The 22,924-nt window shown below is 43.6% G+C and carries 19 protein-coding genes; 13 read left to right on the forward strand and 6 right to left on the reverse strand.

Annotated features, from left to right (window positions below; translation table 11 throughout):
* Position 1 precedes the first annotated feature (1 nt).
* The 3 genes from B5066_RS07750 to B5066_RS07760 all read left to right on the forward strand — a co-directional run bounded on the left by B5066_RS07750 (position 2) and on the right by B5066_RS07760 (position 2,673).
* Positions 2-718 (forward strand): VC0807 family protein, encoded by a 717-nt coding sequence (locus B5066_RS07750; RefSeq protein ID WP_179124059.1) that lies wholly within the window; start codon positions 2-4, stop codon positions 716-718.
* A gap of 128 nt (positions 719-846) precedes the next feature.
* A complete protein-coding gene (locus B5066_RS07755; RefSeq protein ID WP_079475374.1) occupies positions 847-1,611 on the forward strand; it encodes a sulfite exporter TauE/SafE family protein in 765 nt (254 codons plus the stop codon).
* Between the two features lie 426 nt (positions 1,612-2,037).
* Complete coding sequence (locus B5066_RS07760) at positions 2,038-2,673, forward strand: NAD(P)-dependent oxidoreductase (RefSeq protein ID WP_079475375.1); 636 nt, start codon at positions 2,038-2,040, stop codon at positions 2,671-2,673.
* Between the two features lie 48 nt (positions 2,674-2,721).
* On the opposite strand, the gene B5066_RS07765 is transcribed toward B5066_RS07760, so the two are convergent.
* The 4 genes from B5066_RS07765 to trhA form a co-directional block, all read right to left on the reverse strand.
* A complete protein-coding gene (locus B5066_RS07765) occupies positions 2,722-3,840 on the reverse strand; it encodes a 5-methyltetrahydropteroyltriglutamate--homocysteine S-methyltransferase (protein WP_079475376.1) in 1,119 nt (372 codons plus the stop codon).
* A gap of 73 nt (positions 3,841-3,913) precedes the next feature.
* A complete protein-coding gene (locus B5066_RS07770; RefSeq protein ID WP_079475377.1) occupies positions 3,914-4,210 on the reverse strand; it encodes a hypothetical protein in 297 nt (98 codons plus the stop codon).
* Positions 4,211-4,392: 182 nt separating this feature from the next.
* Positions 4,393-5,397 carry an aldo/keto reductase gene (locus tag B5066_RS07775; RefSeq protein ID WP_079475378.1) on the reverse strand — a complete coding sequence of 335 codons (1,005 nt, stop codon included), beginning with the start codon at positions 5,395-5,397 and terminating at the stop codon, positions 4,393-4,395.
* Positions 5,398-5,537: 140 nt separating this feature from the next.
* A complete protein-coding gene (gene trhA, locus B5066_RS07780) occupies positions 5,538-6,185 on the reverse strand; it encodes a PAQR family membrane homeostasis protein TrhA (protein ID WP_079475379.1) in 648 nt (215 codons plus the stop codon).
* Positions 6,186-6,295: 110 nt separating this feature from the next.
* Here trhA and B5066_RS07785 point away from each other — a divergent pair, with 110 nt between their 5' ends.
* Positions 6,296-7,360, forward strand: coding sequence for a zinc-binding alcohol dehydrogenase family protein (locus B5066_RS07785; RefSeq protein WP_079476981.1), 1,065 nt, complete (start codon positions 6,296-6,298; stop codon positions 7,358-7,360).
* A 481-nt stretch (positions 7,361-7,841) separates the two neighbouring features.
* Here the strand turns inward: B5066_RS07785 and B5066_RS07790 are convergent, their stop codons facing one another.
* The gene (locus tag B5066_RS07790) at positions 7,842-9,470 is read right to left on the reverse strand and encodes a PucR family transcriptional regulator (RefSeq protein ID WP_079475380.1); all 1,629 of its coding nucleotides are present in this window, start codon (positions 9,468-9,470) and stop codon (positions 7,842-7,844) included.
* 139 nt (positions 9,471-9,609) lie between these two features.
* Between B5066_RS07790 and B5066_RS07795 the strand changes: the two genes are divergently transcribed.
* From B5066_RS07795 to B5066_RS07830, 8 genes are all read left to right on the forward strand, one after another.
* Positions 9,610-10,962: an aspartate aminotransferase family protein gene (locus tag B5066_RS07795; RefSeq protein ID WP_079475381.1), complete on the forward strand. Its 1,353-nt coding sequence runs from the start codon at positions 9,610-9,612 to the stop codon at positions 10,960-10,962.
* 53 nt (positions 10,963-11,015) lie between these two features.
* Entirely contained in the window at positions 11,016-12,467 is a 1,452-nt protein-coding gene (locus B5066_RS07800; RefSeq protein ID WP_079475382.1) for a CoA-acylating methylmalonate-semialdehyde dehydrogenase, read from the forward strand.
* Between the two features lie 116 nt (positions 12,468-12,583).
* The gene (locus B5066_RS16990) at positions 12,584-12,742 is read left to right on the forward strand and encodes a DUF3311 domain-containing protein (RefSeq protein ID WP_261763958.1); all 159 of its coding nucleotides are present in this window, start codon (positions 12,584-12,586) and stop codon (positions 12,740-12,742) included.
* A gap of 17 nt (positions 12,743-12,759) precedes the next feature.
* On the forward strand, positions 12,760-14,229 hold the full coding sequence (locus tag B5066_RS07810) for a sodium:solute symporter family protein (RefSeq protein ID WP_079475384.1): 1,470 nt from the start codon (positions 12,760-12,762) through the stop codon (positions 14,227-14,229).
* A gap of 14 nt (positions 14,230-14,243) precedes the next feature.
* Complete coding sequence (locus B5066_RS07815) at positions 14,244-15,509, forward strand: Zn-dependent hydrolase (protein WP_079475385.1); 1,266 nt, start codon at positions 14,244-14,246, stop codon at positions 15,507-15,509.
* 30 nt (positions 15,510-15,539) lie between these two features.
* Positions 15,540-17,132, forward strand: coding sequence for an amidohydrolase (locus tag B5066_RS07820; protein WP_079475386.1), 1,593 nt, complete (start codon positions 15,540-15,542; stop codon positions 17,130-17,132).
* Between the two features lie 79 nt (positions 17,133-17,211).
* Positions 17,212-18,327, forward strand: coding sequence for an alanine dehydrogenase (gene ald, locus B5066_RS07825; RefSeq protein WP_079475387.1), 1,116 nt, complete (start codon positions 17,212-17,214; stop codon positions 18,325-18,327).
* Positions 18,324-19,412, forward strand: a complete 1,089-nt coding sequence (locus tag B5066_RS07830; protein ID WP_233133385.1) for a YkvI family membrane protein — start codon at positions 18,324-18,326, stop codon at positions 19,410-19,412. Before ald ends, B5066_RS07830 begins: the two co-directional genes overlap by 4 nt.
* A gap of 365 nt (positions 19,413-19,777) precedes the next feature.
* Here the strand turns inward: B5066_RS07830 and B5066_RS07835 are convergent, their stop codons facing one another.
* The gene (locus B5066_RS07835; RefSeq protein ID WP_179124146.1) at positions 19,778-21,367 is read right to left on the reverse strand and encodes a solute:sodium symporter family transporter; all 1,590 of its coding nucleotides are present in this window, start codon (positions 21,365-21,367) and stop codon (positions 19,778-19,780) included.
* 338 nt (positions 21,368-21,705) lie between these two features.
* Here B5066_RS07835 and B5066_RS07840 point away from each other — a divergent pair, with 338 nt between their 5' ends.
* On the forward strand, positions 21,706-22,920 hold the full coding sequence (locus B5066_RS07840) for an MFS transporter (RefSeq protein WP_079475389.1): 1,215 nt from the start codon (positions 21,706-21,708) through the stop codon (positions 22,918-22,920).
* Positions 22,921-22,924: the final 4 nt, after the last annotated feature.

Consider the following 22,924-nt stretch of genomic DNA (forward strand, 5'->3'; position numbering starts at 1 on the left):
TGTGCAGCAGAAGCACATTATGTGGTTTGACATTATTTTTTACGTCGTCTTTCCAATTTTTATTTGGAACATGGCGCGGGACTATACAGGTGATTATATAGCGATGCTCATATCCTCGGTACCGGGGATTATTTATACAGTGTACCGCTTCGTACTGTTGAAAAAGGTGAATACGTTTGGGATTTACATGATCGCCACCCTGATTATCGGCACTGTTCTCGATCTTGTTGCCGGCGGCGGATTGCAGCTTTTGTGGAACAATATTTACTACGATTTTGTTATGGGTGCATTCTTTATTTTAACGGTTATTTTTAGGCGGCCGATCTGGCTCTTTTTCACCGTCGATTTTATGGAGCTGCAGGGCGGAGACCGCAAGCAGCTGAAAAAGCAGTTTTATGTGCGCAAATACTTATGGGTATTTCAGGCGATCACACTGTTTTTTGCCCTCCGGGAATTTATTCTCGCGTTCGTTAAAATCTGGCTCGTGCAGAGCTACGGCGTAGAAGCCTTTGACGAAGGAATTATTCTGCGGCAGGTGCTTTCATGGACAATGAGCTTTATCGCAGTAATCGGATTTATTTTTATCGCCAAGTGGCTGCATGAAGACGGCATTGACGCCGGAGAAGTTACAAACACCGGGCGAGGTACTGAAAAAGAGGAAAAGAATGAAGAAGCTGAAGAGGAAACACAGGGAGAAACGTCTGGAGAACGAACGTAATATAGAAGAGCAGCCGGCGCCGGCTGCTTTTTATGTTGAAGTGGTTGGAAACAGGTGGAAATCATCGGTCGAAATCGGTAAAATGGCAGGGACATCTTTGGTTTTTACAGAAAGCGGGCTGCATACATATGGATGAGTTTTCATTATCGATTTTATTATTTTTGATTGTGATCGGTTTTCTCGCTGCGTTTGTCGACGCGGTAGTCGGCGGGGGCGGGCTGATTGCCATGCCGGCGCTCCTTTTTACCGGCATGTCGCCGCAGACGGCACTTGGTACGAATAAGCTTGCCGGGACGATGGGCTCCGGGACGAGCATGGTTTCGTTTCTCCGGCACGGCCAGATTAATAAACGTCTTGTATTTACACTTTTTCCGCTGGCCTTTGCGGGCTCGGTGCTCGGCGTAATCGTCGTGCAGAGGATCCCACCCGATATTCTGGAGCCGATTATTTTGATTCTGCTCGTTGTGGTAACGGTCTACACGCTGGTCAATAAAAACCTCGGAAGCCTTTCCACCTTTCAGAGTATCACTCGTAAAGTGTGGCTCATCGGTGCCGTTATCGCTGTTGTGCTTGGATTTTACGACGGGTTTCTCGGACCGGGAACAGGGTCATTTTTACTGTTTGCTTTTATTTTTCTTGGCTTTAACTTTGTCGAAGCGGCAGGGAACGCCAAAGTGCTGAACTTTGCGAGCAACATTGGCGGCCTGCTCGCATTCATCTGGTTTGATTCCATTCATTACGCGTATGGCCTGCCAATGGGGGCCGCGATGATTGCCGGCGCATATGTCGGGGCAAATGTCGCCATTAAAAAAGGATCGGCCTACGTGAAGATGCTGTTTATCATCGTGACGATCGCTTTAATTGCCAAAAATGCCTGGGATTATTTAATGTAAGAGTCTTCGAACGAAGGCTTTTTTATTTTGCTTAAAATTTTTTTATAAAAAAGTGATCCAGTAAACAACTTTGTACGTAAACTAAGTAGTTCTTGCAAAAAAGCATCATGCAGGTAAAAAGATCAACCGGCGGACCTAACATGGTCTGACCCTGAAAAATTATCTGTTTCATCCATCATGTTGACGGCTTCTGCAGAGCCTGGCTTCCACGTTGAGTGGCTTGTTGTTTATGCCGGGCATCCATAAGAAAGTGAACCGGAGGCTTTTAGCAGCAGATTAACACATCGATGGATATAAAGGAGAGCGATTGAGCAACCGGGGCCTCAATCGCTCTCCTTTTATTTATGTTTTCCCTGCTGCGGTTGGGTTTGCTTTGCATCTCCGGTACAATAGAGGAGCAGTGTGAACAAGTAGGAGGGAACCAATATGAAAATAGTTGTATTTGGTGCGACCGGCAACACGGGAAAACGTTTTGTCCGCAAAGCTTTAAAAGAGGGCAGCGAAGTAGTAGTGTACGCCCGCCAACCGGAAAAGCTATTAATTGAAAACGATAATTTAACTGTTCATGAAGGGAAAATTACGAATTACCAGAATGTTTACGATTCTTTGAGGGGGGCTGACGCGGTAGTCAGCCTGCTCGGGCGCAAGGAAGCAGCGAAGGGAACGCCGCTCAGCACCGGTGTGTCCCACATTGTGAATGCGATGCAGGAACGCGGTATCAACCGGCTTGTGGCGGTCACGAGCTCGGATGTGAAAACGCCGCAGGACGGCACGTCCAAGCGGTTCAGCCTTATGACTGCGGGCTGGAAGGTGGCAAAATTTAAAGGCTCGAATGAGCACGCGAATGCAGCCGACATTATCCGCCAGTCGAATCTGGATTGGACGCTTGTGCGGGTGCCGGTGCTTTCCGATAAGCCTTCCGGCGAAAATGCGCCGACGGTGGGCTATCCTGGTCGCCATAATTTAAAAAACACCCTGTACCGCCAGACGCTTGTCGATTTTCTGTACGAACAGCTTGAGACAAGCGATTTTTCAAAAGAATCTCCAGTGTTAAGCAACTAAAGATAATCAAAAAAGCAGGGCCGAAATTTTCGGCCCTGCTTTTTGGTGTTATCCCTGCCATACATCTTTGGCAATAGTCACAACATGCTCCAGTTTTTTCCACTGTTCGTCTTCGGTTAAAATATTTCCTTCTTCTGTCGAAGCAAATCCGCATTGAGGACTCAGGCAGAGCTGCTCGAGCGGCACATACTCAGAAGCTTCCCTGATCCTGGCTTTCACGTCGTCAGCATTTTCAAGGTCGCCGCTTTTAGAAGTAATCAGGCCAAGGATCACCTGAACGTTTTTGCGATTAATGAAGCGAAGTGGTTTGAAATCGCCGGCCCGGTCATTGTCATATTCCAGGAAAAACCCGTCAACGTTGACGCTGCCGAATAAAATATCAGCTACCGGCTCGTATCCGCCGGAAGAAAACCATGTGGAACGGAAGTTGCCGCGGCAGATGTGCATAGTAATGGTCATGTCCTCCGGCTTATAGGCTACAGATTCATTGACCGCCCGGGCATGGCGTTCCACAAGGGAACGGTGATTGATTCCTTCCTGCTCCATGTGCTTGATCTGTTCTTCGGAGCACAGGTGGGCCCAGGATGTGTCGTCAAGCTGCAGGTAGCGGCAGCCGGCGTCATAGAATGCCTGTATCGCTTTCTGATATGCTTTGGCCAGGTCATCGATCATATCTTCTGGGCCACTGTATAAATCGGTGTCGATCTCGCCCCGGAGGTGAAGCATATTCGGGCTTGGAATTGTGAACTTAGCTTCTGTACTTCCGGTAATCTGATGAAGGTAGCGGAAATCTTCAAGCATAGGATGCTTATCGCTAAAGTCAATTTTTCCAGTTACCTTGATCCCGCGTGCTTTCGTCTGCACTCCTTCAAACTGGATGCCGGAATCTTTTTCATAGGCTTCCACGCCGATCAGGTCTTCAAGAAAATCAAAATGCCACCAGGCACGACGGAATTCTCCGTCTGTCACAGCCTGAAGTCCTGTTTCTTTTTGCTTTTCAACGACGCGCTCGATTTCTTTATCTTCTACACGGCGCAGTTCTTCCGTGGAAATAGAGCCATTCGCGTAATTTTCCCGTGCGTCTTTGATGGCGGCCGTACGTAAAAGGCTTCCCACCTGATCCGCCCGATAGGGAGCTTTTGTCCGCCAGGATGCTGATTGTGCCATACTCTCTCTCCTTTAAAAACGATTGATGAAATATCTTGAAGCTTATCAAAATTTTGAATAGAAGTAAATTGTTTCAAAGGGCAACAAGCCTGGAAATAATATATAAAAATAATAAAAACAGCAGAAATAGCGCGGCGCTTCCGGAGATTAAAAAATAAAGGAAGCGTTTTTTGTTTTTCTCTTCAATATAAACGACAAAGTACCTCAGCCCTGCCACCGTGAGGCCGACAGGAAGAATTAAGAAAAGCGGGTGCGTGATGAAAACGAGAAGCTCGTGGGTGTCGAAAAACAGCCGGGTCGTCAACAACACAGCGTAAACGGTCAGAATGGCCAGGGCAGTATTGATATAGGCGTGGGCGCGTGTTGGCAAGCAAAACATCCTTTTGACGTAATTTGACTCTATTATAACAAATTAATATTCGAGCGCGTTGGCCCCGGCGTCAGGTACAGTTTGAACAACACCGTCATTACACTGTTTGGGATTAAAAAACCCGCCCTAAATGGACGGGTTCTTTTAAGGTATTTCGTTTGTTTTTCAGCCAATTGATATATTTATACGTCTGAACGTTCAGGCGGGGCGTAAATATTTAATTGATTGTTCTGAAGCGAAGGGACGTGTTTGGCAAGAATATCTTCAATATGCTCCATTTCTTCCTGGTCGAGTATCCAGCCATCAACGCCTTCGGCTTCTTTGATCTGCTCCGGGGTTCTTGCGCCCCAGAGGCACATGCTTATACCGCTGTTTTCAAGTGTCCAGCGTGCTGCAAGCTGGGCGATGGTTTTGTTTCGCTCGTGAGCGAACTCCTGCAGTTCTCTGACTGCTGCCAAATAGTAGTTTCTGCTATTGCTCTGGTACAGAGGCAGACTTGCGCGGATGTCTTCATCTGTAAACGTGCTTTGGGCATCCACCTTGCCAGTCAGAAGACTGTGTGCGAACGTGCCCCAGGTAATACCTGCAATATGGTTGCGTTCGGCATATTCAAACCACGGCTTCAACTCCCGCTGGAACATATTGTACTGGTTTTGCGTGACATGAAGCGGCACGTACTGGCGCAATTCTTCCATCTCGTCCGGAGTGAAATTACTTACACCAATAGCGCGGATTTTTCCTTTTTCGTACAGCTTATTCATAACATTGCCCATATCTTCCATGCCGGTTTCATGATCCGGCCAGTGAATTTGATATAAATCCAAATAGTCCGTGTTCAGCCGGCGCAGTGTATTATCTATTTCCGTTTCTACTTTATCCGGACGCATGTCCCGGAAAAGCTCTTTGTCTTCGTTCCAGTTAACGCCGGGCTTTCCAAACAGCTGTACTTGCTCCCTTGGAGTGCCCGCCTGATTTAAAGCTTTTCCAATAAACGTTTCGGAATTTCCCAGACCGTAATCCGGTGCCGTATCAATAGTGGTAATGCCTATATCGAGTGCCTGCCGGATTGTTTTCACTGCGGCCTGTTCATCCGGCTCATTCTGCCAGAGCACACCACCCATAGCCCATGTTCCCAGGCCTACACGTGACACTTCGATGTCTGTTTCTCCCAATAAGATTCGTTCCATTAATTGTTGCCTCCACTCGGTTTGTATTTAATATTAGCTTTTACCCGTGCAGAAGAAGGAGTCAAACAAAGAATAATGGCACAAGGAAATGTTGGCAAAAAAGTCTCCCGCCGGCCGGGCCGTGGGAGACGAAGAAAGGTCTATAAAGGGATGATGTAAAAAAATACGGCAGCGAAATGAGCCGTAGAGCCGGCGAGGACAAAAAAGTGCCAGACGGCATGGTGGAAAGGAAAGCTCCGCCACATGTAGAAGACGGTGCCGGCTGTGTACAATATACCTCCGGTAACGAGAAGCACGAGGCCGCCGGGTGGAAGGGCACTCACAAGCGCGGGCCAGGCAATAATGATAATCCAGCCCATACCGATGTAAAACAAGGTTGAAAGAATGCGAAAACGCTTGCTGAAAAAGGCTTTGAAAAGAATGCCGACAAAAGCAATGCCCCAGACAATGCCAAACAGCGTCCAGCTTAAGATGCCTTCCAGTGCATGAAATAGAAATGGCGTATACGTACCGGCAATGAATATATAGATGGCAGAGTGATCAAAGACCTCGAACAGGTCTTTGAGCTTTCCTGCAGGAAAGCTGTGAAGCAGAGTGGAGCAGACGTAGGAAAGAAGCATGGATGTGCCGAAGATAGAAACGCTCACCACATGGAGGGACGAAGCATTCATGGAAGCAAAAACAATCATCACAACAAGTGCAGCCACACTTAGCATTGCTCCGATGCCGTGCGTGAGCGCGTTGGCAAATTCCTCCCGTTTGGTGAATGTGTGGGTTTGATCCTGCATACGCCGCCTTCTTTCCTTAAAATTAGTGCTTTTATTATAACCTAATTCAACGGAAATTTCGAACAGGCATAAGCGGCTTCGGGTTGTTTGCCGGATGGAACTGGATGGGTATGAGAAACAAGAGTGGTTCTAACCAAGTGAAGAAAGAAGGGATTATAGTGAAGGCAATAGGCTTTAAAAAGCACCTTCCAATTGAAGAGGACGCCAGCTTTGAAATGTTTGACATAGCAAAGCCCGAACCGAAAGGGCGGGACCTGCTTGTGCGTGTCCAGGCTGTCTCCGTAAATCCCGTGGATACAAAAATCCGCGGCGCAAATGAAGGGACGGAGGAAGAGCAGCCGCAGATACTCGGCTTCGACGCTGCCGGCATAATTGAAGCTGCGGGCGAAGAAGCTTCCCTGTTCCAGTCCGGCGATGAAGTGTATTACGCCGGAAGCAATCAGCGTTCCGGCTCCAATCAGGAATATCATCTGGTGGACGAGCGTGTCGTGGGAAGACGCCCGAAACAGCTTTCCATGGCCGAAAGTGCCGCCATGCCTTTAACGGCCATTACTGCATACGAAGCGATGTTTGACCGGATCGGCATCGTGCCCGAACGGGACCGCGGCTCTTCGGTACTTGTACTGAACGGTGCCGGCGGAGTTGGTTCTATTGCAATTCAGCTCGCTAAATGGGCCGGACTCGATGTAGTGGCTACTGCTTCGCGTGAAGAGACCACCGCCTGGTGCGAGCAAATGGGTGCAGACAAAGTGATCAATCATCATCAGCCGCTGTTAAAACAGCTTCAGGATGCAGGCTATGACGGAGTGGATTATATTCTCTGCTTTACCGACACGGCGCAGCACTGGGATAGCATGGCGGAGTGCATCCGTCCGCAGGGAGCCATCTGCTCGATTGTGGAGACAGAGAAGCCGCTGCAGCTGACCGACCTGCAGGCAAAAAGCGTCGCCTTTATGTGGGAATTTATGTTCACACGGCCGATGTACCAGACAGAGGATATGATCCGCCAGCACGTTATTTTGGGCGAGCTGGCTGATCTGTTTGACCAGGGAACCATTAAGCCAACGCTGACCGAAACGCTGACGCCGTTGAATGCCAACCAAATGAAAGAAGCGCACCGTAAAGTGGAGTCGGGAAAAGCGATCGGAAAAATCGTGCTCGAAGACTGGGAGTAAATGAAAGGGGCTGGCCCAAAAATGGTTCAGCCCCTGTGCCTTGTCTGTAAACTCTATTTTTGCCAAAATGATCACAAATTCTGAATTCATCGACATTGGACCAACTGTGGTCTGATTTTCTCTCATGATAATCTTGTATGGCAGAACTCAATGTTAGCAAAGTTCTCCGTCTTGGGCATCCGTATGTTTAGTTTTGTATTCTACTATTAATTCACTTCATTCATCGCAATAAGAGGAATCTTCTAGATAGCCATCGCAATACTCGTTAGCGCCTATTGCCGTTAATGTTTCAAATTTTTCAGAACATTTGTCACACGTGTCTAACTGCATGTTCATACACCTTGTCGTTTTAGTTAAAATTCACCCTAAAGATCTTAAAATTTATTTTGATTATTTTTTAACTCCGGATTTCATTCTGCCTTCACCAGAAAATTTCCCTATGAGGTCCCTGTTCCCAGGAAGAAGTAAAAATAGTACATAACTATTTTTTCATGGGCAGCATATCAGCAAACAAGATAGCTAATTCTAATCCTAATCTTTTTTGATAATTATCTTTTATTTTATACCCTAAGTAATTTTCAATTTTTTCTAAACGATAGTATAAAGTTTGTCGAGCAATATATAGTTGTTTGGCTGTATCTTTCTTTACACATTGGCACCTTAGGTATTCACGAAGTGTGTTATATAGGTAGGGATTCTTATTTAATTCCTTCCAAAACGTAGGACCTAACTGCTCTGTTACAAACTCGCTAATATCGTAATTATCTTTTAAATTGTATAGCATCTGGTAGGCTCCTAGATCACTGAAAAATGGAGAAACATTTACTTCTTGATTTTGAAGCATTCGCCCCGTTTGAATTACTTGTGTGGTTTCTCTATAAGCATTACTTGCTTCAATTAATTGGTGGTATATTTGACTGATTCCATATTCATAATTAATAAATTCATTTGTATTTTTTTCAAGAAAACTTTCTATATCTAATAGTTCAGTCTTATTAATACTACTAGACTCAGAGTTTAATATGATGGCTACAAATTGGGAATCTTTCATTTGATTAATAAAAGGATAATGCCCCTTTTGTTTAAAATAGTTTCTTAACACTAAAGCCAAATGGTAGTAAGCATTGTTTGAAGAAAAATTATCAAAATTCTTTTTTGACACTTGCCCCTCTAATGTGAAAACAAAATAATTTATTTTATTTCTATCTATATTCAAGGTGCCTAATTGAGCTCGAGCTGTTGCCTCGTCAGTAATATTTTGATGTATAATCTCATTAACCCATGCTTGTTCCTCATGTAATTTTTTTTCTTCTTGGAACCTATTATATAATAGTTGATTGCTAATAGTCATAGAAGCTCTATCTAACATTAAGTTAATTAATTCATTGGGTTCTTCTATGGGAATTATTATTGCTAAGGTCCCCCATAATTGATTTAAAATTTCTATTCGTTTCAAAACTATTCTTTTATTACCAAAATTAATATCAATACTTTTTGTATTATGGTCGTTTAGTTCTTGAATTTTTGAGATATGTGTTTCCCATTCTTTCCTTTCTAATTCAGGAAAAAAGAGTATATCATTATTAGTAGAAATATATACTGTGGGAAACTTAACATAATCATGTAAACATTTAATAACCTTCACATACCCATTTGGAACCGCCGCAAAAGATTGAAATTGTTGAGACAAACTGTCTAACTTCTTTAGATTATTATAATGGCGATTTATCAATAAAGAATTAATAGATTGCGTAATTTCTACAAATTTAACTTCTTCTTTAAATATAATAATAGGCAAGGAAAATTTGTTAGATAAATCAATCATTTTAGCATCTACTTCATTAACGTAGGTCCCCAACTCTATGCATATACATGAAATTTCTTTTTCTATTAGCTGCTCTAGGTACTCCTGTGGAGAGACTTCATTATTACTTAATCCTATGCCAGTAGTTAATATCATTTCTTGACCGTCAAGTAAAGACGAAAAATCAGTAACTTCCATAATATGAACCCAGCGTACTCTCTTTTCCAATCCTCCCTTTCCAGAAACGATCTCAGCTTTTTTAAATAAATTATTTTTCAATATTTCATTCACAGTTATCGAATTCATAAGACCTCCAAATGTTAAGTAATAATTATAATTTTTTTACACTGTGACTAATGAATTTTCACTATATATATCTTACATTAAATTCATAAGCCATTTTTGTAAACGCTTTCTAAAATTAAAAATGTACTAGGAGGATAATATGAATATTAATACTCATTCAAATTTTTATGACAAGGACCAAAAATACGTGTGGCATCACTTAAAACCCTACAAAAAAAATCAAAACACTATGATTGTTAAAAGTGCTCAAAATGCTTGGATAACTGATATTGAAGAGAACAAATATTTAGACGGTATGTCTGGATTATGGTGCGTAAACGTTGGCTATGGAAGAGAAGAATTAGCAGAGGCAGCCAAGAGTCAAATGAATACTTTACCTTATTATCCACTCTCTAGCAGCCATCTCCCAGCTATTAAGCTTTCAGAAAAATTAAATGATTGGCTTAAAGGTCACTATAAAATTTTCTTCTCGAATAGCGGTTCTGAAGCTAACGAAACTGCTTTTAAGATTGCTAGACAGTACCACCATCAAAATTCTAAACCAGGACGTTACAAGTTCATCTCCCGGTACCGTTCTTATCACGGAAATACATTTGCTGCCCTCTCAGCTACAGGACAATCTCAACGAAAATATATGTATGAACCGTTAGCTCCTGGCTTTATACACGTTGAAGCGCCTGACGAATACCGAAAACCTCTTGAATATACATTTGAAGAATGGAGTATAATCTGTGCAGAGAAATTAGAAGCAACTATACGATACGAGCGTCCTGAAACAGTAGCAGGCTTCATTATGGAACCGATAATTACAGGTGGCGGTGTTCTTATTCCTCACCCTTCCTACGTAAAAAAAGTACAAGAAATATGCCAACGATATGGAATTTTACTAATTATAGATGAAGTTATTTGTGGCTTCGGTCGCACTGGAAAGAAATTCGGTTATCAGCACTTCGATATTCAACCTGATATTGTTTCTATGGCTAAAGGAATAACTAGTGGATATTTGCCCTTAGCTGCTACCGCAGTTAAAGAGGAAATTTATCAAGCTTTTGCCACCGAAAAGGAAGACGCTCATTTTCGTCATGTTAATACGTTTGGTGGAAATCCTGCCGCTTGTGAGGTAGCTTTGAGAAATTTAGAAATTATGGAAGAAGAAAATCTCCCAGAACGCTCAAATGAGCTTGGTAATAAATTGCGATCCAAGCTTTCTTTTTTAGAAGAACATCAAAATGTAGGTGACATTCGTCATCAAGGTTTGCTATTTGGCATTGAGATTGTAGCAGATAAAGAAACAAAAATTCCTGCTTCTAATGAAGTAGTAGCTTCTATTATTGCAAATTGTAAATCAGCAGGCTTAATTGTTGGCAAAAATGGGGATACTGTCAAAGATTTTAATAATATTATCACATTAGCTCCTCCTTTATCTATTTCAGACAAAGATCTTGAGGCAATTGTAGAAAAAATAAGTAAAGGCTTTAATACAGAACTTTAGTTTTTTGAAATAGGTTACTACTTCTAAACTAATAGTGAAAAGGAAGCGATATGATGAAGGAACAAGCAGTAACGACCTTAAAAAATTTTATCGGCGGCGAATGGGTGACCTCCCGGTCCGCCACCGACCAGGTGTACAATCCGGCCACCAGTGAGGTGATCGCCCGCGTCCCGCTTTCCTCGAAGGACGAAGTGAACGAGGCCGTGGAGGCGTCGAAAGCGGCGTACCGCGACTGGTCGACCAAGCCCGTGCCGCAGCGCGCCCGTATCCTGTTTGCCTACCAGCAGCTGCTCGTGAGCCACTGGGACGAGCTCGCCGAGATCATTACGCTCGAAAACGGCAAAAACCTGAAGGAGGCCAAAGGCGAAGTGCAGCGCGGCATCGAATGCGTGGAATTTGCCGCCGGGGCCCCGACGCTCATGATGGGCGACCAGCTCCCGGACATTGCGACGAACATCGAGTCCGGGATGTACCGCTACCCGATCGGCGTCGTCGGCGGGATCACCCCGTTCAACTTCCCGATGATGGTGCCGTGCTGGATGTTTCCGCTCGCGATCGCCTGCGGCAACACGTTCGTGCTGAAGCCGTCCGAGCGGACCCCGATGCTCGCGAACCGGCTCGCCGAGCTGTTCGAGGAAGCGGGCCTCCCGAAGGGCGTCCTGTCCGTGGTGCACGGCGCGCATGACGTCGTGAACGGCCTGCTCGAGCACGGGGACGTGCCGGCGATTTCCTTTGTCGGCTCCCAGCCGGTCGCGGACTACGTGTACAAAACCGGGACGGCGCACGGCAAACGCGTGCAGGCGCTCGCCGGGGCGAAAAACCATACGCTCGTGATGGAGGACGCGGACCTCGATAACGCGGCCTGGCAGATTTTAAACGCCGCCTTCGGCTCCGCGGGCGAACGGTGCATGGCCGCCTCTGTGGTGGCGGTGCAGGAGAGCGTCGCCGACGAGCTGGTGGCCAGGATCCAGGCGTATGCCGACGACGTCACCATCGGCAACGGCCGCGAGAAGGACGTGTTCCTCGGGCCGGTGATCCGCGAGGGACACCTCGAGAAAACGAAGGCCTACATCGACAAAGGCGTCGAGGAAGGCGCGACGCTCGTGCGCGATGGCCGCGAGGATGAGGTGGCCCGGGAGGGCTACTTTATCGGCCCGACGATCTTTGACCACGTGCAGCAGACGATGACCATCTGGCAGGACGAGCTGTTTGCGCCGGTCCTGTCCATCGTGCGGGTGCCGGACCTGACCGCCGGCATCGCGTGGGCGAACGAGTCCCGCTTTGCGAACGGCGCGTGCCTGTTCACAAGCTCCGGGCACCACGTCCGCGAATTCCGGGAAACGATTGATGCCGGGATGCTCGGGGTCAACGTCGGGGTGCCGGCGCCGATGGCGTTCTTCCCGTTTTCGGGCTGGAAGGATTCCTTTTACGGCGACCTGCATGCGAACGGCAAGGACGGCGTGGAGTTCTACACCCGCAAGAAAATGGTCACCGCCCGCTGGTAATGTCTTACGATTTAGGATTTAAATAAAGATCAACCCATATGGTGAAAGGAACATCTAACATGGTAAACAGAAAATTATATGTTTTTTATATTACTGCTACCTTTATTGTTCTTTTTATGTTAGAGAGCCCTATTATTTTAATCGCTAACCGTGTCGAACCTTTTCTCCTCGGGATGCCGTTTCTAGTTTTCTGGGTGTTTTTCTGGTGGTTACTGTGTACTTGCCTATTCTTTGTAGCTTATAAGACCAACTGGGGACGACATTCTAATAATTAAACGTCTGGAGGAGCGCCATGTCTATCAGCGTAATAATCATTCTATTATTTATGCTTATTCCTCTAATTATAGGGTTTATAGCAGCTAGTAAATCACAAAATACAAGTGATGACTATTTCATCCAAGGGCGAGGAATGGGTTCAGTAGCAGCTTTTTTCACGGTATCAGCTACTTGGTGGAGTGCGTTCGCTTTCTTGGGCTCTAACGCTTCTTTTTACACGCAAGGGCCTGTGTACCTCACTGCTTTTGCATGGAACATTTTATTTGGTTTTCTATATTTCATAGTGGGAAAACGGGTTTGGTTTCTCGGAAAGAAATTTAATTACGTAACCCCTTCTGACTTATTAGGCGATTTTTATCAGAGCGAAAAAATGAGATTTTGGGTTACTACGATTCTAATAATATCCACAGTTCCTTATCTTCAGATACAACTTACTGGAGGTGGATACTTAATCGAGGTTGCTTCAGGAGGGACTATTCCTTTTTGGTTAGCAGGTTTAATGTTCTATGCTGTTATCATTATATATGTTTGGGTGGGTGGAATACGTGCAGTTGCCTGGACAGATATTATTTATGGAGCTTTAGTATTTTTTGGTCTACTTTTTGTAGGTTTTTACATTTCAAATGTGGTTGGTGGACCTTTCTCTTTATTCGAACAAATGCGTGCTGAAAATATTGAGCACTTAACCTTGCCAGGTCCTCAAGGAGATTCTGGATATCTATCTTGGATTTCTCTATGTTTTATAACTGCTATCGGAGCTATTATGGGACCACAACTCTGGTTGCGTATGTACGCTGTTAAGAATGGAAACTTATTCAATTTAATGCCTTTTTTAATTTCTTTAGTAGCTGTTACCTATTTTGGTTCTTTACTTGTTAGTTGGACAGGAGTACTCACTATTAATGAAATTGATAACCCAGATCAATTACTTCCGGTAGTACTATATGAATACGCTCCCATCGTTATTGCTACATTAGTGCTAGCTGGCGGAGCTTCCGCGGCGATGTCGACTGCAAACAGTCAAATTCATGCTGTCTCTACGTTAGTAACAAAAGATTTCTACCAAAGGTATAAAAATCCAAATGCTTCCAACAATCAACTACTAAGAATAGGTCGATTTAGTATTTTAATTTTTTCATTAGTAGCTTATTTACTTACTCTATTTGTCCCCGGCTTTCTAGTAACTATTGGCTTAATTGGTTTTGGGGGCTCTGCTCAACTTATAGTTCCCACTTTAGGATCCTTATTTTGGAAAAGATCAAATTCTCCTGGAGCATTGGCAGGTTTGATTTCTGGATTTGTGACATTACTACTTTTTACTTTTATTCCAGGCTGGCAAAACCCTTTAGGTTTGAGTGCTGGGATGTGGGGATTAATGGTCAACGTCATTGCATTTGTTACTGTCACTCTTCTTACTCCTCCACGAAAACAAAATACTTTTGAACGCTTTAATGATGCGATGGAGGAATTCGAATCTAACTATTGATAAAGGAGTCTATAATGAGTACAGAAACGAGTAATTTGCATATTAATCCTCAACGCTTACTTGAGCATATTAATGAGCTTGCCGAAATTGGAAAAATTGGAACTACGGGAGTGCGAAGGTTAGCCCATTCTAAAGATGATTTAAAAGCTTTGGCTTTAGTAGAACAATGGATGAAAGATGCAAACCTCTATACGCGCATTGATGAAGTTGGGAATTTGATTGGACGGCTAGAGGGAGAAGACCCATCGCAACCTATTTTAATGCTCGGATCCCACATTGACAGTCAACCTTATGGCGGTCGTTACGATGGCACAATTGGCGTGCTTGGAGCAATAGAATTAGTTCAAAGCCTGATAGAAGAAGGCCACACTTTCAAAAGAACCATCGAAATAGTTTCTTTTAGCGACGAAGAAGGATCTCGATTTAATAAAGGTATTTTTGGTTCTCGAGGACTAGTTGGAGAATTAGAAAACAATGAGCTTGAAAGAAAAGATGAAGATGGGATTAGCAGACGTGAAGCATTAAAAAGCATGGGACTGGACCCTGAGAAAGTACATGATGCTGCTTATGATTCGGATCGACTTTTTGCTTTTTTAGAAATGCATATTGAACAAGGACCCGTTTTAGAAAATGAAGAGGCGGCAGTTGGTATTGTCACAGGCATTTCTGGACCATTATGGCTTACAGTGACATATAAAGGATTTGCAGGTCATGCAGGGTCAGTCCCTATGCACCTTCGTCAAGATGCTTTCCTCGGCGCTAGTGAAGCCACAAAAGCTTTGCATACTATAGTACAAAAACGCCAACCAGCTTCAACAGTAGGGACAGTCGGACACGTTAAAGTTTTCCCTAATTCCCGTAATATTATTCCAGAGGAAGTAAGCTTTACGATCGATCTGCGTGATATTGATTTAGAGCGCAGAAATGAATGTGAGCGAGAGTTACGAATAGAATTAGAAAAAATAGCTTCCAACCACAATCTAGAACTCGATATTCATGAGGATACTAATAGCGAGCCCCGATACTGCGCCGATTGGATACAAAATATCATGATAAATCAAGCCGAGCACTTGAAAATAAAAACTACGGAATTAATGAGCGGGCCGTTTCACGATGCTATGCCACTCTCTAAGGTATGTGATTACGGGATGATTTTTGTGCGATGCAAAGACGGGATTAGTCATAACCCACTAGAATATAGCTCGGAACAAGACATTATTGAAGGCACAAATTTTTATTATCACACTGTGAAAAACATTCTTACAGAGTACTCTCATTAGACTAATTACTTTAATGGTGGAGGGACAATATTGGCACAAGAAACTGCTTTTATAAACGGGCAAATTGTTACGGCTGATGCACAATCTAATGTTTATGACGCTCTCTTAATTAAAGACGACCGTATAATAAAAGTCGGTTATGAAAAAGAAATGAACGATTATTTGTCCGCTCATACGCACATTATTGATCTGCAAGGTAAAAGTCTGCTTCCTGGATTTATTGATTCTCACGCTCATATTGAATTACAAGGTACTAACATGCTTAATGTAGACTGTAAAAACATTTCTTCTATAGAAGAAATGAAAAAAATATTAAAAGAAAGAGCTTCTTCCACTAAGCAAGGAGAATGGGTCAGAGGTTGGGGGTATAATGATAAAGCTTTACAAGAAAAAAGGCATCCAACTAGAAAAGATTTAGACGAAGTGTCTCAAGAATTACCTATCATTGTTACAAGAACATGTAATCATATTTCTGTCGTTAACAGCAAAGCTATGGAACTTTATGGTCTAAGTGATTATGAAGAGGACCCAGTAGGAGGAGCATTTGGACGACAAGAAAATAAATTAAACGGACAATTGTTTGAATCCGTACATATGGATATGTACGAATTCTCTCAACACTCTGAACAAAACATTTTACAAGGTTATCTTTTAGCTTCTGAACACTATAGTCAATACGGTGTTACTAGCGTCCATGACGCAGGAGGCTATGGAAATAGTCATTTTCCAATGCTCTTTAAAGGGGTACGTGGTAACAGTATCAAACAACGACTGTACGTCTTAGTAGGTTCATTAAGTCGCTCGAAAGAAGTTCTAGAAAATGCCATAAACGGTGGTATGTTAACAGGTATAGGAGACCTTTTTTATAAAATTGGTCCTGCGAAACTTTTTATTGATGGTAGTAGTAGCGGTCCTACTGCGGCTACCCGAGAGCCTTATTCTAGCAATGAAAATGACTCTGGTATTTTGTATTATTCTCAAGAAGAACTTAACGAAACGTTATTGAAAGCTGCAAAAAATGAATTTCAGATTACTTCCCATGCTATCGGCGATCTCGGAATTGAAATGCTTCTTAAATGTATCCACTTAGCTAATTCTGAAACTAACAAAACTCAACGTCATCGTATTGAACATGCAGCTCTAGCACTGCCAGACCTACAAACAAAAATGGTAGAGGAGAACGTTGTTCCTGTGTTAAATCCAGCGTTTATATATGAATTTGGAGATGGATACTTAACAGATTATGGAGAACGTTCTGAATATATATTTCCTGCCAGAGATTTAACTGAAAAAGGACTCAAAGTAGCTTTTGGCTCCGATAATCCCATCACTACTATTAACCCTTTTGTTGGTATTTATTCTGCGATAACAAGAAAAACAAAAACCGGTAAGATAGTAGGATCTGAACAAAGTGTCTCTCTACAGGAAGCTATAAAATTTTATACGTTACATGGAGCTTATGCTAGTTTTGAAGAGGATATTAAAGGAAGCATTGAAGCTGATAAAAAGGCAGATTTTATTATTTTAGACCGTGCTATTTTGAATACTCCTATTGAAGAGATTAAAAATACTAAAGTAGAGAAGACTTTTATAGATGGAAAAGTAGTTTATGAAAATAAATAATTAATCCAATTTAGCATATATAAATTAGCGCTGCTTTATTAAAAATTTATTTTTACAGTATTTGTTTAGGAGGCCACAAATGATTATTGGTATCCCAAAAGAGATTAAAAACCAAGAAAAAAGAGTAGCCATAACCCCGGCAGGAGTCTTAAATTTAAAAAAGAGTGGTCATGAGGTGTTTATCGAGGCCCAAGCCGGCGAAGGAAGCGGCTTTAAGGACTATGATTATGAACAGGCAGGGGCTGCTATTATGCAGCAGGCAAGCCAAGTTTGGTCTCAGGCTGACATGGTTATGAAAGTCAAAGAACCGATCGAACAAGAGTACAAATTTTTCCGTAAAAATCTTATTTTGTTTACGTATCTGCATCTCGCTGCGGAACCGGCCCTAGTGGAAGCATTAACGGTGAATGAAGTAACGGCGATAGCCTACGAGACCGTGCAAGAAAACGGTTCTCTGCCTTTGCTGACGCCAATGAGTGAAGTAGCTGGGCGAATGGCTGCTCAGGTGGGGGCTCAATTTCTGGAAAGTGTTTATGGCGGGAAAGGCATTCTATTATCAGGCGTACCGGGTGTGAAAAAAGCGAAGGTAACGGTTATTGGCGGCGGTGTAGTTGGAACCAACGCTGCAAGAATTGCTCATGGCTTAGGAGCTGATGTGACAATCGTAGATTTAAATCCAGCACGTCTTCGGGAGATTGACGAAACGTTCGGAGGCCAAATCCAAACCATAAGTAGTAACCCCTTAAATATTGCCCAGGAAGTCCAGACCTCTGATTTAGTGATCGGAGCCGTCCTCATCCCCGGAGCACGGGCGCCTAAGCTCGTCACCCGAGACATGATCAAAACGATGGCCCAAGGCTCGGTCATGGTGGATGTCGCGATTGATCAAGGGGGCATTATTGAGACAGCGGACAAAGTAACGACACACGAAAATCCTACGTATGACGTCGAAGGAGTCGTTCACTATGCGGTTGGAAATATGCCCGGCGCAGTACCAAGAACCTCCACGATCGCCTTAACCAACGTTACTATCCCCTATGCCCTTCAGATTGCTAATAAAGGTGTATATAAGGCATTAAATGAAAACCTTGCTCTTGGAAAAGGATTAAACACAGCTGACGGTAAAGTGACTCACGAAGCCGTAGCAAAAGAATTAAACTATCCACACGTCTCCTATGCTAAAGAGACTAATTGAAACGGGGAATTACTATTTCGAACTTTAAAAGCATTTTAAAAATAGCAACCGCTTTCATAGGGGCTATTGTAGGCGCAGGTTTTGCCTCTGGGCAGGAAATTGTACAATATTATACTAGCTTTGGCATTCCTGGCCTCTTTGGCTCAATTTTAGCTACGATACTTTATATGTTTGTAGGTATGGCCTTAGTTCGTATTGGTAGTCGTTTACGTACTCGCTCACATAAAGAAGCTGTTTATCAAATAGGTGGAAAATTTGTTGGAACTGTCATTGATTATGTTCTTATTCTTACTTTATTTGGTGTTGGTGTTGTTATGTTGGCGGGAGCTGGGTCAAATTTAAGTCAGCAATTTAATCTACCAGTTGTTTTCGGGACGACTCTTATAACCGTGCTTATATTTGTGATAGGTGTGCTTCAACTCAACAAAATAATTGTGATCATAGGGAGCATTACACCATTTTTACTTATATTTGTCATACTTATTGCTATCTATAGTATTTTCAATACTACCGATTCACTTGCATCGTTAAATCAAATAGCAAAAGAACAGTCGACAAATTTGCCTAATTGGTGGATTTCTTTCATAAATCACGTTTCATTTAATACTTCTGTAGGTGCCGCGATTGCTTTTGTCATTGGAGGCGAAGAAAAGAACGAAAAAAACGCAATAATCGGCGGCCTTCTTGGAGGTCTAGGTCTGGGTTTTATAATTATTTTGGGAAATGGAGCTATTTTTTCTCAGATGGCTGTACTAGATGGCCAGGCATTACCTATTCTTGAAATGGTAAACAATATTTCCCCCATTCTTGGAATTTGTATGGCACTCGTGCTATACGCTATGATTTTTAACACTGCTATTAGTATGTTTCTACCCTTTACGACTAGATTTACGAAAATAGGCACTAAAAATTTTGCTTTCTTCTTAGGTACTACTCTTATAATAGCTTATATAGCTAGTTTTATTGGTTTTTCTGATTTGATTGGTTTATTTTATCCAGTTATTGGTTTTCTAGGTTTGGTTTTACTTATCACACTGGCGATCTCTTGGCTCCGTTTAAATCGTTTAGAGAAACAATATAGTTAAATCATTTACATGAGAACATAATATTTAAAAGTCCCATTAAAACAAAATTGTTCTTCAAACGTTATTTTAAAAGTAACTCATTTCTTATTGAGTTTTTCATTTTTAGAACTTCTTTTTCACTATTATTTAAAGGATAATAAAATAGGCTGTGCTGAAAATGAACTGAACTCTATCAAGTAGATAATAAAAATAAGTAAAATCCTTAAGCGGCTTGATTCCGGTATTCTATCGGAGTCAAGCCGTTTAAATATTCCTAGTATCAATTGGTAGTTGGAAAACTGAGTGTAGCGGCGAACCGCTTCCACCAGAACCTTAGAATTGGCATAAAACGAGCCAAGCAGATAGTATCTTCACATTTTTTGAGATTAAGAAGCAATTCCAAGAGGAGAAAAGATAACATATAGGATAGCGATGCCGGCAACCAGGCCGGCCGCAGCTGGTTTAGCGTATTTCCAAGGCACCATATCGACAGGTGCTTCATTTTTGAATTCAAAAGGCTCGGCCATCGGTTTGAATTTACCGACAACAAGCATCACGATTACGCTGAGTGGAAACAACACGCTCAGTACATAAAGGAAGTTGAGTTCTCCGATAAAGATTTTACTGGCGCCGTACAAGATGATATGCACCGGCACAGCCACTTTTGCGGCAAATGGCGACACTCTTTTGGTGTAAAAGCCGACGACCATAATGGCAAGCACGGGAATGTTAAAAAACCCGAACATTTCCTGCAGATAGTTATAAAGTCCTGATGGGGCAAACAAAATAAATGGGGAGATGAAAATAGAAACGATTGCTACAATCATCGCAAACCGCTGGCCGGAACGAACAAGAGTCGTTTCATCTGCGTCCGGGTGAAATAGCGGTTTATACAAATCAAGCGTAAACAGCGTAATCACGCTGTTAATACCCCCATTAAACGAACTCAGGACAGCCCCGAACAAAATAGCTGCGAATACGCCAGTGAGTACTGGCGGCAGCAGGTCAGTCACAAGGGTTGGGTACGCGGCGTCTCCATTGGCGAGACTGTTGCCATACAGATGATAAGCGATTACGCCGGGAAGAACGAGGTAAAAGGCGCCGAATAATTTAAACAGGGCGGTAATCATGACGCCTTTTTGGCCTTCTTTTAAATTGCGTGCTGCAAGTGGACGCTGGACAATGGCCTGGTTGATACAAAAATAAAAAAGGTTATTAAATAACAGTCCCATAAATATGGTGGGCCAGGGCACCTGGGCGTCATTGCTGCCGTCGATGGCATTTAATTTTTCAGTATGTTCAGAGGTGAGCGTCCCGACTCCGTTAAACACATTACCATTGCCGAGCGCCATGAGACCGAGTATCAGAATAAGCAGGCCCCCGGCAATTAAGCCAACGCCGTACAGGGAGTCGGCAGAAGCAATGGCCTTCAGACCGCCGAATACGATGTAGAGCATACCGACAAGCCCAATGGCGGCAGAGACAATCAAAACAGTGAAGAATTGACTCGTGCCGAGCACGCTTGAAATATCAAATATTTGATCAAGCACAAGCGAGCCGGAATACAGCACCGTCGGAAGAAATGAAGAGGCAAAGCCAAGCAGCATCAGTAAAGAAACAATCTGTCTGGTCCGCTGGTCATAACGCTTTTCAAGAAATTCGGTGACGGTGGTTACCCCCGCCCGTAAGTATTTTGGCAGAAACATAAACGCCATAAAAATGAGCGCGATCGGCGTTGTAACTTCCCAGGCCATTGAAGCCATTGATCCAGTGTATGTCTGTCCACTCAGTCCGACAAGCTGCTCGGTAGAAAGATTGGCAAGCAGAGTAGAGGAGCCGATGGTGAGTGCCATCAGGCTGCGTCCACCAAGGAAATAGCCTTCCTGGCTTTTCATATTAATGCTTTTTGTCCGGTAGGAGGCGTAACCGGCAATGGCTATGGTAATGAGAATGAATGTAAAAAGTGAAAACATGATGTCCCTTCTTTCCTGCTGTTAAATTATGTCGAAACGTTTTGGTAACGTGCACGAAAAAAGGTTTACCCCGGGGGATTTCTGCGCAAACCCCCGATGTAAGCGGATTGTACAAAAAACATCATAACGATGATTTCATAAAGCAAATGAAACTATTGATAAAAAAGAAATGATAACCCTTACATGATGTAAATAAAAAAATCAACAGAAAAAATGTGACGATTTTGTGTCGTAAGCGTTTTACAATCTAGACGTATGTAGACTCAGCCTATAGAATAAGAACTCGTTGCGGTTAAACAGGACGAAAGAATGATTGATTAATATATCAAGGAGGGATAACAATGATCGTACGCAATGGCCAAACGTTTCGCCCAATGGTGATGATTGCCATGTTTATGATTTCTACGTTCGCTATCGGTACTACCGAATACGTCGCCATGGGGATTTTATCGAATGTCTCGGATTCCTTTGGCATCACGATTTCTGCTGCAGGGCTGATTGTCAGCATGTATGCGCTCGGTGTCGCTGTGCTCTCGCCAATCGCTATATCTCTGTTGGTGAAATTTCCAAGAAAGTATGTATTGATTGGATTGATGCTGCTGTTTATCGGGTCCAGCATCGCCAGTGCGCTGGCTCCAAACTATACGGTGCTGCTGTGGGCACGCGTCTTCTCCGCATTGATGCACGGACCTTTCTTTGCCATTGCCATGGTTATGGCGAGTGAAGTTGTCCCTCCATCGAAGAAAGCCGGCGCGGTGGCTGCCATTAACGGCGGACTGACTATTTCGCTAATGATCGGGGTGCCGTTCGGAGCATATATCGGAGATTTGTTTGACTGGAGAATGGTTTTTGCCGGCATTGCCGGCCTCGGTGTTATCAGCCTGCTCGGCATCATCTTTTTCGTGCCGAATATGAACGCCGAAGAGCCAACATCGATGAGAAAAGAACTTGGCGTATTTAAGAGGAAGCAGGTGCTGTTTGCACTAGCTATTACGGTTTTCGGATATTCAGGCGTTTTCACTGCCTACACGTATATTGAACCACTGCTTCAGGATATTACCGGCCTTGGTCCGGTAGGTATAACGCTTTCCCTCTTTTTATTCGGGGTAGGGGGCGTTCTGGGCAACGTGCTGTCCGGGCGCCTGAACGCTGAATCACTGCTGAAGCCGCTGATGGTTGTGATGGCTTCGCTGACTGTTATTTTGTCGACTCTCACCTTAACGAGCACGATTACCTGGCTGGCTCCGATTTCGGTGCTTCTGCTCGGAATGGGGGCCTTTGGGACGGTGCCTATTCTGCAGACGACGGTTATCCGGGCGGCAGAAGGAGCGCCATCGATTGCGAGCGCTTCTGCAGTCTCTGCATTTAATCTGGCCAACGCCTTTGGAGCCTGGGTCGGCGGTGTAGTGATCAGCCTTGGTTTCAGCCTTCCGCTGATTGGTATGGCCGGTGCTGTCATTACGCTCTTAGGCTTAATGCTTTCGTGGCTTTCGTTTCGCTCCAGCGAAAAAGAAATCCAGGAAAACAGACAGGGAGTCCCGGCCACAGATTCTTAAGAAC

It is taken from the genome of Marinococcus halophilus, assembly GCF_900166605.1.
Classification (GTDB): domain Bacteria; phylum Bacillota; class Bacilli; order Bacillales; family Marinococcaceae; genus Marinococcus; species Marinococcus halophilus.

Bases quoted from the DNA above. Each gene is read 5' to 3' on its own strand.
- B5066_RS07755 (WP_079475374.1), top strand. From the start codon at position 847: ATGGATGAGTTTTCATTATCGATTTTATTATTTTTGATTGTGATCGGT.
- B5066_RS07760 (WP_079475375.1), top strand. From the start codon at position 2,038: ATGAAAATAGTTGTATTTGGTGCGACCGGCAACACGGGAAAACGTTTT.
- B5066_RS07765 (WP_079475376.1), bottom strand. From the start codon at position 3,840: ATGGCACAATCAGCATCCTGGCGGACAAAAGCTCCCTATCGGGCGGAT.
- B5066_RS07775 (WP_079475378.1), bottom strand. From the start codon at position 5,397: ATGGAACGAATCTTATTGGGAGAAACAGACATCGAAGTGTCACGTGTA.
- trhA (WP_079475379.1), bottom strand. From the start codon at position 6,185: ATGCAGGATCAAACCCACACATTCACCAAACGGGAGGAATTTGCCAAC.
- B5066_RS07785 (WP_079476981.1), top strand. From the start codon at position 6,296: ATGAGAAACAAGAGTGGTTCTAACCAAGTGAAGAAAGAAGGGATTATA.
- B5066_RS07790 (WP_079475380.1), bottom strand. From the start codon at position 9,470: ATGAATTCGATAACTGTGAATGAAATATTGAAAAATAATTTATTTAAA.
- B5066_RS07795 (WP_079475381.1), top strand. From the start codon at position 9,610: ATGAATATTAATACTCATTCAAATTTTTATGACAAGGACCAAAAATAC.
- B5066_RS07800 (WP_079475382.1), top strand. From the start codon at position 11,016: ATGAAGGAACAAGCAGTAACGACCTTAAAAAATTTTATCGGCGGCGAA.
- B5066_RS16990 (WP_261763958.1), top strand. From the start codon at position 12,584: ATGTTAGAGAGCCCTATTATTTTAATCGCTAACCGTGTCGAACCTTTT.
- B5066_RS07810 (WP_079475384.1), top strand. From the start codon at position 12,760: ATGTCTATCAGCGTAATAATCATTCTATTATTTATGCTTATTCCTCTA.
- B5066_RS07815 (WP_079475385.1), top strand. From the start codon at position 14,244: ATGAGTACAGAAACGAGTAATTTGCATATTAATCCTCAACGCTTACTT.
- ald (WP_079475387.1), top strand. From the start codon at position 17,212: ATGATTATTGGTATCCCAAAAGAGATTAAAAACCAAGAAAAAAGAGTA.
- B5066_RS07840 (WP_079475389.1), top strand. From the start codon at position 21,706: ATGATCGTACGCAATGGCCAAACGTTTCGCCCAATGGTGATGATTGCC.